Source organism: Rhodococcus sp. AC861 (genome assembly GCF_979256035.1).
The window spans coordinates 362,581-375,935 of the sequence record NZ_CEEDMW010000004.1 but is presented as its reverse complement, the minus strand read 5'-3'; the positions used below and the strand labels follow the sequence as shown (position 1 = coordinate 375,935).

Annotated in this window: 15 protein-coding genes; 7 read left to right on the top strand and 8 right to left on the bottom strand. The window is 66.5% G+C overall.

Features of this window, described 5'->3' with window-relative positions:
• Window positions 1–27: 27 nt before the first annotated feature.
• From AC0IX4_RS15260 to AC0IX4_RS15250, 3 genes are all read left to right on the top strand, one after another.
• On the top strand, window positions 28–381 hold the full coding sequence (locus AC0IX4_RS15260; protein ID WP_471829698.1) for a DUF8129 domain-containing protein: 354 nt from the start codon (window positions 28–30) through the stop codon (window positions 379–381).
• A gap of 94 nt (window positions 382–475) precedes the next feature.
• Window positions 476–1,075: a DUF6230 family protein gene (locus tag AC0IX4_RS15255; RefSeq protein ID WP_471829697.1), complete on the top strand. Its 600-nt coding sequence runs from the start codon at window positions 476–478 to the stop codon at window positions 1,073–1,075.
• Complete coding sequence (locus AC0IX4_RS15250; protein WP_471829695.1) at window positions 1,069–1,494, top strand: DUF6114 domain-containing protein; 426 nt, start codon at window positions 1,069–1,071, stop codon at window positions 1,492–1,494. The genes AC0IX4_RS15255 and AC0IX4_RS15250 overlap by 7 nt, the downstream gene beginning before the upstream one ends.
• On the opposite strand, the gene AC0IX4_RS15245 is transcribed toward AC0IX4_RS15250, so the two are convergent.
• On the bottom strand, window positions 1,420–2,397 hold the full coding sequence (locus AC0IX4_RS15245) for a Gfo/Idh/MocA family oxidoreductase (protein ID WP_042573029.1): 978 nt from the start codon (window positions 2,395–2,397) through the stop codon (window positions 1,420–1,422). The genes AC0IX4_RS15250 and AC0IX4_RS15245 overlap by 75 nt on opposite strands.
• Window positions 2,398–2,459: 62 nt before the next feature.
• Between AC0IX4_RS15245 and AC0IX4_RS15240 the strand changes: the two genes are divergently transcribed.
• Window positions 2,460–3,473 carry a Gfo/Idh/MocA family protein gene (locus AC0IX4_RS15240; protein WP_471829693.1) on the top strand — a complete coding sequence of 338 codons (1,014 nt, stop codon included), beginning with the start codon at window positions 2,460–2,462 and terminating at the stop codon, window positions 3,471–3,473.
• A gap of 26 nt (window positions 3,474–3,499) precedes the next feature.
• Here the strand turns inward: AC0IX4_RS15240 and AC0IX4_RS15235 are convergent, their stop codons facing one another.
• From AC0IX4_RS15235 to AC0IX4_RS15225, 3 genes are all read right to left on the bottom strand, one after another.
• Complete coding sequence (locus AC0IX4_RS15235) at window positions 3,500–4,132, bottom strand: class F sortase (RefSeq protein ID WP_471829692.1); 633 nt, start codon at window positions 4,130–4,132, stop codon at window positions 3,500–3,502.
• 1 nt (window position 4,133) lies between these two features.
• Window positions 4,134–5,360, bottom strand: a complete 1,227-nt coding sequence (locus tag AC0IX4_RS15230) for an ice-binding family protein (protein ID WP_471829691.1) — start codon at window positions 5,358–5,360, stop codon at window positions 4,134–4,136.
• Window positions 5,361–5,780: 420 nt separating this feature from the next.
• Window positions 5,781–6,533, bottom strand: a complete 753-nt coding sequence (locus tag AC0IX4_RS15225) for an IclR family transcriptional regulator (RefSeq protein WP_471829690.1) — start codon at window positions 6,531–6,533, stop codon at window positions 5,781–5,783.
• Window positions 6,534–6,684: 151 nt separating this feature from the next.
• Between AC0IX4_RS15225 and AC0IX4_RS15220 the strand changes: the two genes are divergently transcribed.
• Together AC0IX4_RS15220 and AC0IX4_RS15215 are read left to right on the top strand one after the other, a co-directional pair.
• The gene (locus AC0IX4_RS15220; protein WP_471829689.1) at window positions 6,685–7,449 is read left to right on the top strand and encodes a CoA transferase subunit A; all 765 of its coding nucleotides are present in this window, start codon (window positions 6,685–6,687) and stop codon (window positions 7,447–7,449) included.
• Entirely contained in the window at window positions 7,446–8,111 is a 666-nt protein-coding gene (locus tag AC0IX4_RS15215; RefSeq protein ID WP_056069922.1) for a 3-oxoacid CoA-transferase subunit B, read from the top strand. The genes AC0IX4_RS15220 and AC0IX4_RS15215 overlap by 4 nt, the downstream gene beginning before the upstream one ends.
• A gap of 19 nt (window positions 8,112–8,130) precedes the next feature.
• On the opposite strand, the gene AC0IX4_RS15210 is transcribed toward AC0IX4_RS15215, so the two are convergent.
• From AC0IX4_RS15210 to AC0IX4_RS15200, 3 genes are read right to left on the bottom strand one after another with little or no spacing between them, the layout of a single operon-like run.
• Entirely contained in the window at window positions 8,131–9,156 is a 1,026-nt protein-coding gene (locus AC0IX4_RS15210) for an NAD(P)-dependent alcohol dehydrogenase (RefSeq protein ID WP_042573062.1), read from the bottom strand.
• A 54-nt stretch (window positions 9,157–9,210) separates the two neighbouring features.
• Window positions 9,211–9,912: an iron-sulfur cluster assembly protein gene (locus AC0IX4_RS15205; protein ID WP_042573023.1), complete on the bottom strand. Its 702-nt coding sequence runs from the start codon at window positions 9,910–9,912 to the stop codon at window positions 9,211–9,213.
• A gap of 3 nt (window positions 9,913–9,915) precedes the next feature.
• Window positions 9,916–10,968: an amidohydrolase family protein gene (locus AC0IX4_RS15200; protein ID WP_042573022.1), complete on the bottom strand. Its 1,053-nt coding sequence runs from the start codon at window positions 10,966–10,968 to the stop codon at window positions 9,916–9,918.
• Between the two features lie 162 nt (window positions 10,969–11,130).
• Here AC0IX4_RS15200 and AC0IX4_RS15195 point away from each other — a divergent pair, with 162 nt between their 5' ends.
• Window positions 11,131–12,576: an AAA-type ATPase lid domain-containing protein gene (locus AC0IX4_RS15195; protein ID WP_471829688.1), complete on the top strand. Its 1,446-nt coding sequence runs from the start codon at window positions 11,131–11,133 to the stop codon at window positions 12,574–12,576.
• A gap of 3 nt (window positions 12,577–12,579) precedes the next feature.
• Here AC0IX4_RS15195 and AC0IX4_RS15190 read toward each other — a convergent pair whose 3' ends face one another.
• The gene (locus tag AC0IX4_RS15190; RefSeq protein WP_471829932.1) at window positions 12,580–13,332 is read right to left on the bottom strand and encodes a TIM barrel protein; all 753 of its coding nucleotides are present in this window, start codon (window positions 13,330–13,332) and stop codon (window positions 12,580–12,582) included.
• Window positions 13,333–13,355 lie beyond the last annotated feature (23 nt).

The window sequence follows — 13,355 nt, the reverse complement described above, 5'->3', positions numbered from 1 at the left end:
CCCGGACATGACGGGTAGGCCGAATCCATGACTACCGACGACACCGGGAGCGCCCACCCCGCCCCGCCCATTCCCGACTACGACCATCTGACGGTGGGCGACCTCACTCACCGCGTTCGGACCCTCACCGTCGATCAGATGCAGGATCTGATCGCCTACGAGCGGGCGACCGCCCACCGTGCACACGTCCTCCAGATCCTCACCACGCGGCTGGACGATCTCCAGGACGGTGCGCAGCCGTCCGGCGGCGATCCCAAAGCAGTGCCGGAGGTGCACGACACTCCCCATGGTTCGTCCGTCGGGCCGGAACACTCTCCTTCCGACCACACACCGCTGCGCCACGGCGTCGCCTATCAGACACCTGCACGGGGAAAGCCCTGACAGTGTCCTGACTCACTCCGAGTTGCGGTTTGTGCCGGCTCTCCGGGGTAAACCGGGGCCGTTCGCACAGGTCGGGGTGACCAGGAGGACTGTCTTGTCGAGGAACGCCGCGACACACCGCGCGAGTGACCGATCCGGAGGTATCCGGTGGGGCCGCTTCACGGTGCTCGGCGCGGTCGGAACGGGCGTCATCGGTGGCGGGATCGCCAGCGGTCAGCTGCCGATGAACTTCGCCGTATCCGGTCAGAGCTTCATCGGAACGTTCGGCGCTGTCGACGGCGACGGGATCACCGTGTATCCGCGGGCGGTCGACACCGCCGCGGGCTCACGGCCGAGTATCGCCGTCAAGGTCGACAGCGCCCGACTGTCCGACGTGTGTCTGTCGACAGTGGCCCGAGGGCTCCCCCTCATCGGTGACGTCACGATGTTCGCCCGTGTGCCAGGTACCGGGCTGACCGCGGAAACCCTCGTCGTCGACGTCGCGTCGGTCAACGGCTCCGTCGACGTGAACGACGTCCGGCTCGGTGTCGACGCGTCCGCGACCGGGGAAGTACAGGGCAGCGCGACGGCCGCCGCCATGGTCGGCGCGTCGCACGCCTCCGCCACGTCGTCGGAGATCATCGCCCTCACGGCGACGCACGCATCCCTCACCAACCTGAGTGTGTCCGCCGAGGCCGGAGACCACTCGTGTTGAGCCGCGGTCGCGGGTGGAGATCTCGACGGCCGTTCTGGGGCGGTGTGCTGATCTGCCTGTCGGCTGCGTTCCTGCTCCTGCCGGCGTTCACCAGCCTCCGGATCGGCGACCTGCTGATCACCATCACCTCGATCGCCGGGGTGTCCACCCTGCTTCTCGGTGCACTGATGGCGGTGTGCGGTGCGGCCGTCATCGCCCGGCCGGACACGCGAATCCCGGCCGGAGTCAGCGCGATGATTCTCGCGCTCGTCGCGCTCCCCGCAGCGAACTTCGGAGGCTTCGTCCTCGGAACCCTCCTCGGGGTCGTCGGCGCCGCGTCCGTACTCGCCTGGAGCCGACGTGCCTCACCCGACAGTCACGGTCCGTCCGCCGTCGTTCATGGAGACGACGAGAGCGTCGGCCACCAGGCCCGCACGTAGGCCGTCGTTCGCATCCGCCAACGTCGCCACACGGCCCTCGTCGATCGAGTCCACCCACTCCTGCAGCTGAAGGCGGTATGCCTCCGCGTACCTCGGAATCCAGTCGGCGGGGTACGCGCGCGAGCGACGTCGGTCGCTGTCGGTGACGGTGTGGGCGGGCAGGGCCAACGCGGATGTGCCGGTCTCCCCCACGATCTCGCATCGGGTGTCGTACCCGTACCGCGCGTTGAGGAAGATCTCGACGGTGACGAGGACGTTCGACTCCGTGCGCAGCAACATGATCTGCGGGTCCTGCCGGGTGCCGGAGAACTGAGAGGTACGCCCGGCATGCCAGCTCACCTCCGAGATCGGCGACGACAACAGCCAGGGCATGATGTCGAGTTCGTGGATCGCAGAATTGGTGATGGTCGATGCCGACGTTCCACCCGGGTATGCCTCGACGTTCCTGCTGATGCAGTGTGCGACCAGGGCATCACCGATGTCTCCGGACGTCACCGCCTGCTTCAATTCGACGTAGGCCGGGTCGAACCGTCGCATGAAGCCCACCGTGATGAGAGTCCGATCCCCCTGCGCCGCAATGATGTCGCGGCATTCCGCGGCGGTGGGAGCCAGCGGCTTCTCGCACAGGACCGGCTTGCCCGCAGCCAACGCCAGGTGGACCAGCTCGGCATGCGTCGAATCATGGGAGGCGATGATGACGGCGTCGACGGCGTCGTTCTCGATCACCGCTCGCCCGTCCTCGAGCACCGCTGCGTCCCGGAGTGTCGACGCGACCGACGCGGCACGCGCGCCGTCGTAGTCCGCGACCGCGGACACGGTGGCCCCCGAGACCGACCTGTCGATGTTGGTGGCGTGGTCCGCTCCCATGACGCCGACTCCGATGATTCCTACCCGCACAGTCATGCGGAGCAGTATTACATCCTAATGTCCTGACAAATGCGGTTTCGTCTGATTGAGTTCTCGCCATGACGTCCACCTACTCCCTGCCGCAGTCGCGAGTGCCCGACCCCCGGGATGCTCCGACACTGCGGTGGGCGATCCTCGGCCCGGGCTGGATAGCGACGCGATTCGTGGAGTCGTTGCATCGGAACACCTCTCAGCAGGTGGTTGCGGTGGGATCGAGAACAGCGGCGCGCGCCGAGCAGTTCGCGCTCGCGCACGGCATCGAGCGCGCGCACGGCACGTACGACGCGGTGTTCACCGACGACGCCGTCGACATCGTCTATGTCGCGACGCCTCATACCGAACATCGGGCCCACGCCCTCGCCGCCATTGCCGCCGGCAAGCACGTACTGGTCGAGAAGCCGCTGGCAGTCGACGCGGCGGGAGCGGCGGAGATCGCCGACGCTGCGGGAGCGGCCGGCGTCTTCGCGGGAGAGGCGATGTGGACCAGGTTCCTACCCAAGTTCGACGTGATCGAGCAGGTTCTCTCCAGCGGAGTGCTGGGCCCGATCCACACCGTCCTTGCGGACCACGGCGAGTTCTTCACGCGAGACCATCGCATCTACGACCCGACGTTGGCCGGTGGCCCCCTGCTGGATCTGGGCACCTACGTCGCCTCGTTCGCATACTCGGTCCTGGGTCGACCCGACACGGTGTACGCGACGCGCCGGCCCGCGACCGAGGACATCGACGGCCAGATCTCCGCCGTCCTGTCGGGACCGGACGGCCACGCTGTTCTCAACACGACGATCCTGACCGACACACCCACCACCGCCACCGTGTGCGGGCGTGACGGCACCCTCACGATCCCCGGCCCGTTCTTCATGCCCGGCTCTTTCGCCGTCACGATGCGCGGCGGTGGCACCGTCGAGTACGTCGAGCAGCCGGGTCTGCAGGTGGACGGCCTTCACTACGCCGCCGTCGACGCCGCGCGCACGATCGATGCCGGACGTCGCGAGTCGTCGATCCACCCCTTGTCCGACGCAGTGGCAACCCTGGACATCATCGACCGGATACGAGCGTCGATGTCCACGTAATCCGTGTGCGTCGGCGTGGATCGCTGTCAGGAGGTCGTCGACACCAGATCCGCATAGACGACGACGTTGTCGTCGTAACTCGACGCCGCACTGTCGAACTCGCCGCCGCACGTGATCAAGCGGATGCCCGGACGGTCGATGTCCCCGTACACGGACTCGGTCGGAAAATCCGACTTCGGGTACTGCTCGACGTCGGTCACGCGGAACGTGGACGCCGATCCGTCGCTCCGCGTCACCGTGACCACGTCGTCGTCCTCGAGGTCACCGAGCCGGGAGAAGACCCCCGGCGCGCCGTCCCAATCGACGTGCCCCGCGACGACTGCGGGTCCGAGTTCCCCCGGGACGGGCGAGCCGGTGAACCACCCGGCCGGAAAGCCGCCGGGCGGCACCTCCATGGTGCCGTCCGCCTGCAGACCCAGACCCATCAGGTCGGACGAGACATCGATCGCCGGAACATCGATACGCGTCGGCACGAGAGCCGTGGACGACGAGTCGCTCACTCCCGTGTCGACCGACGTGGTCTCTGCGTTCTGTTGCGCTGCAACACTACTGGTGTCGGCGCTCACCGGTTCCTCGGCGGTGGAACATCCCACCACCGAGGCCGCTACCAGCGCTACCGCCAGGACGGTGCTGCGTGCCCGCGACAATCGATGCGTCACATCAGCGCCGACGACGGGTGACGACCGTTGCCACGCCGACGAGGGCGGCCGCGACGATCCCGACCGGAACTGTCGAGGAGACGCCTGCACTGTGGACGGTGCTGCCGTCACCGGTATCGACGGATCCTCTCGGTACCTGCGTGATCTGGCTCCCCGGCGAGTAGGTGCCGGGTGCGTCGGGACCCGTAGGAACGCCGGGCATGGTCGGGGTGCCGGGTGTGTTCGGCATTCCCGGCGTGTTCGGGGTGCCGGGTGTATTAGGCATCCCCGGTGTGTTCGGAGTGCCCGGCGTGTTCGGAGTGCCCGGTCCGACGGGTGTGTTCGGAACGGTCGCACCCGGCGGAACCACCGGTCCACCAGGCGTGTTCGGCGCGGATGATGTCGGCGGACCACCCGGCAGACCCGGAATGGTGATCACCGGCGGGAGGCCCGGAATGGGCGGCAGACCGGGGATGGACGGCACGGTGATCACGACCGGCGGAACGACCACAGGCGGAACGACGACCGGCGGAACCACAACTGGGCTGTCCTCCGTCGTGGTGGTCGGTGTGCACCCTCCGCGATCGATGACGTTGTTGTCCAACGTGACGGCACCGGTGCGCGCGAACATCCGCCCGGACACTCGCGCTCCGTTGTTCAAGGTGATCGATTCCTGCGCCATGACGGTGCCGACGAAGCTCGTCGACGTACCCAGAGTGGCGGAGCTGCCGACCTGCCAGAAGACGTTGCACGGGTTCACACCGATCAGCGCGACCCTGCTGCTGGAGGCGGTGATGAGAGTGGACGGCGTCTGGAACACGAACACCGCGGCCGGATCTTCCTTCGCATCGAGCGTGACAGTACCCGTGACGTTCATCGGGCCACCCGAGTTGTAGACACCGGGAAGCAAGGTCCGCCCGCCCAGTTCTGCGCCGACCTGCTCGGTCACGGCCTCGCCCGCGGCTTGATTGTAGGCCGTGGTGAGATCGATCTTCGCCTGCAGCGCAACGGGTCCCGCGCGAACGATCTCCCCGTTCTGGACAAGACCCGGCGGGAACCCCTCGACGGCCGTCCCCGGGCTGACGCCGACGTTGCCGGAGATGACGGACGGGTTCGTGTTGGTCACCGTGCTTCCCGCGAGGATCGCATAGGGATCGGCGGTACCCAGACCGATGGGGGTCGCGGCTCCGGCTGTCGCGGTTCCGACCATCATCACCGCGGCCGTCATGGCGGCGACCGTGCCGACCATGGGCACGAGTGCCCGGCGTACCGAAGGGCAGGATGTCGAGCGAGGGTGCGTGGGGTACATGTGCGTCCTAAGGAATGAGCGAAACGTGCGGACCGGGTAGGTCCGTGACACGTGAGAACACATGGCCTGTCCCCGACGACGCAGGCGATGTGGTGAGAGATGACGCGAGGCCGACTCCGTCGAATGCGACGGAGACTTACGGCATAAACGAAGTAGAACAGAGGTCGTACGACAATGTCAACGACATCACGGAAATGCATTTACTCGAATGATCAGCCGGGCAAAATTGCACGAACAGCCTGCTAGCAAGCGTTTACCGCCCACTTTCCGACGTTGTCGTGGTGGCTCACCGATGATAACGGTGGAATAACTTGATTACCGGGCCGGTCGTCCGTCGACTCCCCTGCTCCGCCGCTCGAATTACCGCAGACGCGAGGACAATGCATGGGCGGCACGCAGAAGATGCTCACCGAGAAGCGGCCGACGGGTGTCGTCGAAGCGCGTACCCACCCCGGTGAGACTCAGTGCCCACGCCGGCGAGTCCCGTCGGTCGAAGACGGCGGCGCCCATCCCCCAACTGCCCTCGACGAGGAGTCCCGGATTGACCGAGTAGCCGAGGGTCAGCACCTCGTCGACTCGTTCGGCGATTCGCTCGGGCGCGTGGTGATCACCGAGGGCGCCCAGGTCCGCTCGGGCCAGGTAGCGCTCACGTTCCGCTTCCGGAAGATGGGCGAGGATGACCAGGCCGGCCGACGCGATTCCCAGCGGCATACGCAAACCGATGTGCAGCACATGGGATCTGAGCGGGAAGCTACCCTCCTCGGCGGCGATGCAGACGGTCTCGTCCCCCCGACGCGCGGACAGGAACGCGCTCTCTCCGGTGGCCCGAGCCAGCTCCCGCATGATGTCGCGCGCACTCGACGTGATGTCGTAACGCTCGGCCGCGAGAGCCCCCAGCAGATACATCTCGGGGCCCAGCGACCAGCGCCCGGATTCGTGCCTGTCCAGAATCCCTTCGGCGGCGAGCGCGACCAGCATCCGGTGGGCAGTGGGGCGGGCCAGTCCGGCGCTGCGCGCAATGTCCGAGGTGGACGCCCCGTCCGGCTCGCAGTCACCAACAGCACGCATCACTGCTGCTGCGCGCCCGATCACCGACGGTCCAGCGTCAATCATGCGATCAGAGTACCCACAGGTGTCCACTGAGTGAACGCATGAGCCACGCGGCAGTCGGCCGGTGAGCAGATGGACCGAATCGGATGCGGTCGGCTCCCGACGTCTGATCGAATCGTCGGCATACGAGCATCACCGACACAGGAGGAGACACGTGGCTACCGACGTCCTGTCCACCCCGGCCGACGCGGTCCGCGGCGTCCCCGACGGCGCCAGCATCGCCGTCGGGGGCTTCGGACTCTGCGGCATACCCGACGCACTCATCGCCGCGCTCGCCGCGACCGATGTCACGGACCTCGAGGTGTTCTCGAACAACTGCGGTGTCGACGGCCACGGCCTCGGCATTCTCCTGGCCGCGCACCGCATCCGACGAGTCACCGCGTCCTACGTCGGCGAGAACAAGGAGTTCGCGCGCCAGTATCTGTCCGGCGAGCTCGAAGTGGAGCTCACCCCTCAGGGCACCCTCGCGGAGCGACTGCGGGCGGGCGGCGCCGGCATTCCCGCGTTCTTCACCCCCGCGGGAGTGGGCAGCCCGATCGCGGACGGCGGATTGCCGTGGCGATACGCCGCCGACGGCTCGATCAGCCTGGCGTCGCCGCCCAAGGAGACCCGGGTGTTCGGTGCGAAGCGCTACGTGATGGAGGAGTCGATCACCGCCGACTACGCGCTGGTCCACGCGCATATCGGTGACACCGACGGCAACCTCGTCTTCGACAAGGCCGCCATGAATTTCAACCCGCTCGCCGCGATGGCTGGGCGCATCACCATCGCGCAGGTCGAGAGGTTGGTCGAACCGGGAGAGATCGATCCGGCCCACGTGCACCTGCCCGGCGTCTTCGTCCAGCGCATCGTCGAGACCGGCCCCCAGACCCCGCGTATCGAGAAGCGCACCACCCGAGAGGCAGGAGCAACACGATGAGCGACTCGACCGGCTGGTCCCGCCAGGACATGGCGCGCCGCGCCGCCGCGGAACTGCGCGACGGCGACTACGTCAATCTGGGAATCGGTCTGCCGACCTTGATTCCCGGTTTCCTCGACCCTGCCGTCCACGTCACCCTGCATTCCGAGAACGGCATCCTCGGTACCGGCCCGTACCCGACGGAAGACGAAGTCGACGCCAACCTCATCAACGCCGGCAAGGAAACGGTGACCGTTCTTCCCGGCGCCGCATTCTTCGACTCGGCACTGTCGTTCGGCATGATCCGCGGCAGCCACATCGACACGGCGGTTCTCGGCGGCATGCAGGTGTCGGCCGGTGGCGATCTGGCCAACTGGATGGTTCCCGGCAAGATGGTCAAGGGCATGGGCGGCGCCATGGATCTTGTGCACGGCGCTGCGCGGGTCATCGTCGTCATGGAGCACACCGACCGCGACGGCAACCCCAAGATCGTCGACGCGTGCACGCTTCCCCTCACGGGCCAGGCAGTCGTGGACCGCATCATCACGAACTATGCGGTCATCGACGTGGTCGGCGACGGCACGCTCGTGTTGCGCGAAACCGCGCCGGGCGTCGGGGTCGACGAGGTGCACCGCGCTACCGGTGCGACGCTCACCGACGCCGACGACCTGGTCACTCACTGACGGACGGACGGGCCTTCTCTCACGGAGTCAGAATGGCCCGTCCGCGGACGACTCCGGCATCGAGATCGTCGATGGCACTCTGGAAGTCGTCCAATGCATATTTCGCGGTATGCAGTACGACCGCACCGCGAGCGGCCAGCGCCATCAGGTCGCAGAGGTCGTTGTAGGAGCCGACCAGGTTGCCGATGATGTTGATCTCCGACGACACGATGTCGATGGTGGGGACGTCGATGTTCTCGCCGTAGCCCACGACGTGATAGTTTCCGGCCTGCCGCAGCATCGCGATGCCCTCCGCGGTTGCGCCGCCCTCACCGACGAAATCGATCACGGCCTCTCCCCCGGTCCCGCCGGTGAGGTCGAGCACCTGCTCGATATGGGTCCCGTCCGCGACGACACCGTGGTCGGCGCCGATGGACAGGGCGAGTTTCACGGCGTCCGCGTTCCGGTCGACGACGACGATCTCCGCCGCGGTCAGTGCCTTGAGCACCTGGATTCCGATGTGCCCCAATCCACCTGCGCCGATGACGACCACGCGGTCGCGGGGCGTCAAGTGCCGGGCCGCCTTCGCCGCTGCGTGGTAGGCGGTCAGGCCCGCGTCGGCCAGTGCTGCGACGTCGGAGGGCTCCAGGGAGTCGTCGAGCTTGACGACGCTGCGTGCCGACGTCCTGAGGTATTCCGCATACCCGCCGTCGGTGTCGATGCCGGGGAACTGATTGATCTCGCAATGCACGTCGTCACCGGAGCGGCACGCACGGCACAGGCCGCACGTGATCAGCGGGTGGACGATGACCTTGTCGCCCTCCGCGACGTTGGTGACGGCCGAGCCGACGGCATGAACCCATCCCGCGTTCTCGTGACCGATGGTGTACGGCAGAGGCACATTCGACTTCTCGGCCCACTGTCCCTCCAGGATGTGGAGGTCGGTCCGGCAGACCCCGGCGCCTCCGATTCTGACGATGACGTCGAAAGGGCCCGTGGGAGTGGGTATCGGCAGTTCCGTCATGCGGAGCTTCTCGTGGTAGCCGACGACTTGAACGGCGCGCATGGTGCTCATGGTGGTGTTCCTCGATTCAGGAGAAAGTTTCGACGGTTGGTGTGCTCACGCGGACACGGTCGTCCGGTCCGGGTCGTCGTAGCGGGTTCTCAACAATCCGCGGCAGAAGTGTGCGTTGCCGTCGATGGAGATGCGGGTCGATCGTGCCCGGCGCAGAGCCAGCGGCACGTCGATCTCCGCGTAGGGCGCGCCCGTGTGGTCGACCATCACGAGGCTGTCGGGAGCTGCGCCCAGTCCGATGGATCTGCGCCGGGACACCAGAGCCCTGGTCGCGTCGTCGTCCGGGAGATCCTGTAGGAGAACAGTTCCCATGTCCTGCATTCTGCGACTCGGATCGCGTTTCATGACTCCGGTGAGGCACCGTTCCATCGCGGCGACGTGCGCTTTCCGCAGAAAGGTGGTCCGCAGTTCCTCGAGGTCGTCCTGCGCCTCGTGGGCGAAGGTGCCGCGGTACCCGGCATCGGCCGCGAGCCCGGCGTTGATGATCGGAGAGTCGTGGTGGCCGTCGAGTTCGACGGTCACGGTCCTCGTCCACTCGAGTCCGAGAAGAACGTCCTTCGCATCCGACGCCATCAGGTAAGCGAAATTCGGAGCGCAGAACGACGTCGGCAACCTCAGATGGACGACGACATCACGATCGTCGGATACGGTCACCGATTCTACGAAGTCCAGGTCCGTGATGGGTTCGTCCAGTTCCGGATCGATCACCGCCCCGAGCGCGTCGATCGCCGAGTCGACGTAGTCCATCTCTCACGCCCCCACGAGAGCGTCGTCCGCCGCGAGATCGGCGCCGCGTGGGCCCGTGGCGGTCTCGTTCGCGTCGGCGATCTGCAGGTCCGGCGGTACGGGGATGTCGTACATCTTCGCCGCGTTGAGTCCCAGCACCTTCTTCTTCTGATCCAGCGTGATGGGCGGGTACTCGTTCAGTTCCTCGGGGATCTGGAAGTCGACGAACGACTCGACCAACCACCTCGGCGTCCAGATCGCGTAGTCGGAGGAGAACTGGATGCGGTCCTCACCGATCCAGTACAGGAGCTCGCCCATGATCTGACCGAAGTACTTCGGCCGCGAATGGATGAACGGCATGGCAACAGCGAGTCCGGCGTGCACGTTCGGCTCCTGGGTGGCTATCCAGCAGAAGTCCTCGAGGCGCGGCAACCCGCAATGCTCCACGACGAAGTTCAGATCCGTGTATTCGCTGGCCACGTGATCGACGTCGGCGACGTCGAACGCATCGCGGTCCAGCGGGCGGATGGTCGGACCCTTGTGGACGTGGATGTTCTTGATGCCCAGCTCACGGCACGCGTCGAAGTACTTCAGCGCCCACGGGTCGTCGAGCTTGTATCCGCGCGAATCCCCGTGCCATTCGGCGGTGTAGAGCTTCACGCCCTTCAAACCGAACCGCTCCGCGTCGGCACGTAGCTGGTCGAGACCACGCTCACCGTTGCGAGGGTCGAAGTGGTGGTTGTAGGTCAGCTTGTCGGAGTGCTGCTGGGTCAGAGCCCACGCCTCCTCGGTCTGACCGAAACCGTTGTTGTAGAACTCTCCGAGATGCGCCGGCTGGAAGATCGCGTGATCGACATAGCCGTCCGCGAACAGGTCTTTCATCAGGCGTTCGCCGCCCTGGTACAGGTACTCGTCGTACGTCCACAGTTCCGACTCCGGCGACAGATTGCGGTGGTAGTCGTAGAAGCAGTCGATGAACTGCTTGCCGTGGATGTTGCGCTGGTTCTGCGCCCGTGCATCCCACAACGCAACATGTGCGTCCACGATGAAGAAGTTGTCCTCGCCCTTGGTGTACATCGTCAGATCCCCTCGTCGTGTGACTGTCGTCACTACCGGTGAGGTCGACGGTAGGGCGCGGACCCCTCGTCCTCGTGGCGTCCGGCGTCTCAATCTGAGACGGGCGTGAACTCGGACGGGATGTAACCTGGGTCACAACCACACACGACTCGAAGGACATCCGTGCCCCATCAGCTCCCCGACGGAGATCGCCGACCGGTGGTGTCGGTGACGCCGCGACTGCGTGCGTCGTGGCTCCGCAGCGAGCGATACGGCATCTCCCTCGAGACCGTCGAGCCGGTGTTCACCGGCACCGAGAAGCACGAATCGCTGTTCCACGAATGCGGCGACGACGTCTTGGCCGACCTGCTGCGAACTCTGACGTCCGAACCCGTCGGCTTGATGCTGACCGACGCGGACGGGGTCGTCCTCACGCGAGTCAGCGGGGACCACGCCTTGCTCCGCGCGCTGGACGCCGTGCACCTCGCACCGGGTTTCGGCTATTCCGAGCGTGAGGTCGGGACCAACGGCCTCGGTCTCGCCCTCGCCGATCTGGCACCCACCCTCGTCAGGGCCGATCAGCACTACTCCCACAGCCTCACGGGATTCACCTGTGCCGCCGCCCCGGTCCTGGATCCGACGTCGGGGCGTCTGCAGGGTGCCGTCAATCTCACGACGTGGTCGGGAACCTCGAGCGACCTGCTTCTGACCCTGGCACGGTCGGCGGCGAGCACCATCTCCACGTCGATGCTCGCACGGTCGTCGGGTCACCGCGCACGACAACCGGTACGCCGCAACCTCTTCCGCGTCCGGCACGGCTCCACTGGAGCGGGTGTCCGACTGGGCGAGAGCTGGGCGCGGACCGAGGCCGATGCCTACGCAGCCATGGCGTCGGGGTCGCCCGTCGCGGCGGTGGGACATCCCGGATCCGGACGGTCCACGGTGCTCACACACGCGGCGCGGCGGGCATTCCCGCGCCATCGCATCCTCTGCGCGTCGGCACCGACACCCGACGACGTCGAGACGTGGCTCGATCTCTGGTCCTTCGAAGCCGACCGCACCGACACCGTCGTCATCCTGCGCGACGTCGACACGCTCCCGGAGTTCGCGGCAGGACGATTGGCCGACCTGATGCTCTCACCCCGCGGACCCCGTATGCCGTTTGCCGTGACAGTGGAACGGCTGCAGGATGTTCCGCGCGCGCTCGCCTCGGTCGTGACATCCGTGGCGCCGCTGGCACCGTTGTCCGATCGGCCCGAGGACATCCTCCCTCTCGCCCGCGAGTTCGCAGTCACCGCACGCGGACGCGAGGTGCGCATGACCGCCGCGGCCGAGCGGGCCTTGCAGAACTATCACTGGCCGGCCGGAGCAGCAGAACTCCGCGCGGTCGTCGCCGAGGCGGTGTCGCGCTCCGACGTGGTCGATGTATCGATCCTCCCGCCGGAGCTGCTGGTCGGCCCGAGCAGAAGACTGACCACCATCGAGGCCTTCGAACACGGCGAGATCGTCCGCGTGCTGTCGTCCGGCAGGACCACGATGAGTGCGGCGGCAGCACGTCTGGGTATGAGCCGAGCAACTCTGTACCGCAAGATCGCGTACTACAAGATCGACATCAAGGACCTCACCTGACGCTCAGTCACCCAGTGCGAACGCAGATTCGAACGCCGACAGCGCCTCGTCGGAGTCTGCTCGCGCCCACCCCTCGAGTCCGATGACTCCGTCGTACCCGATGTTCCGGAGCGCGCGGGCGATCACCGGATAGGCGATCTCACCCGTGCCCGGCTCGCAGCGGCCGGGCACGTCGGCAACCTGGATCTCGCCGATGAACGGAAGCGACGTCGTCACTGTCTCGATGAGATTCCCCTCGCCGATCTGGGCATGGTAGAGGTCAAGATTCATGCGAAGGAACGGATTGTCCACCGCACGAACGAGAGTGAGGGTGTCGGCCGCGGTCGCGAACGGAGTCCCGGGATGGTCGACGGCGGTGTTGAGGTTCTCCAACGTGAATACGCGTCCGGCGCGCTCGCCGAGTGCTGCCACCCGTCGCAGGGTGTCGGCTGCCGTGAGCCACATGTCGGGAGTGACGGTGTGCACCGGGTGCACGGGCAGCCCGTTCGCATCCAAGCCGGTGCCGTGCAGATTGAGGCGCGGACAGTCCAGGCGGTCGGCAACCCCTAGCGATTCCTCCGCGGTGTCGATCAACTCCTCGATGCCGTCCGGATCGGTCAGGCTGCCTCGGAGGTATCCGGTCATCGACGAGAAGGTCGCCCCGGTCGCCCGCAGGTCGTCGATGTCCTTCGTGGCCCAGTTCCAGATCTCCACAGCGAGACCGCGGTCGGCGATTCTGCGGACACGGTCGACGAACGGCATGTCCAGATAGAGCATTTCGGCGCTCGCGGCCAACGTGT

Bases quoted from the DNA above. Each gene is read 5' to 3' on its own strand.
- AC0IX4_RS15205 (WP_042573023.1), bottom strand. From the start codon at position 9,912: ATGGACTACGTCGACTCGGCGATCGACGCGCTCGGGGCGGTGATCGAT.
- AC0IX4_RS15225 (WP_471829690.1), bottom strand. From the start codon at position 6,533: ATGATTGACGCTGGACCGTCGGTGATCGGGCGCGCAGCAGCAGTGATG.
- AC0IX4_RS15215 (WP_056069922.1), top strand. From the start codon at position 7,446: ATGAGCGACTCGACCGGCTGGTCCCGCCAGGACATGGCGCGCCGCGCC.
- AC0IX4_RS15210 (WP_042573062.1), bottom strand. From the start codon at position 9,156: ATGCGCGCCGTTCAAGTCGTCGGCTACCACGAGAAGCTCCGCATGACG.
- AC0IX4_RS15200 (WP_042573022.1), bottom strand. From the start codon at position 10,968: ATGTACACCAAGGGCGAGGACAACTTCTTCATCGTGGACGCACATGTT.
- AC0IX4_RS15245 (WP_042573029.1), bottom strand. From the start codon at position 2,397: ATGACTGTGCGGGTAGGAATCATCGGAGTCGGCGTCATGGGAGCGGAC.
- AC0IX4_RS15190 (WP_471829932.1), bottom strand. From the start codon at position 13,332: ATGCTCTATCTGGACATGCCGTTCGTCGACCGTGTCCGCAGAATCGCC.
- AC0IX4_RS15230 (WP_471829691.1), bottom strand. From the start codon at position 5,360: ATGGTCGGCACGGTCGCCGCCATGACGGCCGCGGTGATGATGGTCGGA.
- AC0IX4_RS15240 (WP_471829693.1), top strand. From the start codon at position 2,460: ATGACGTCCACCTACTCCCTGCCGCAGTCGCGAGTGCCCGACCCCCGG.
- AC0IX4_RS15260 (WP_471829698.1), top strand. From the start codon at position 28: ATGACTACCGACGACACCGGGAGCGCCCACCCCGCCCCGCCCATTCCC.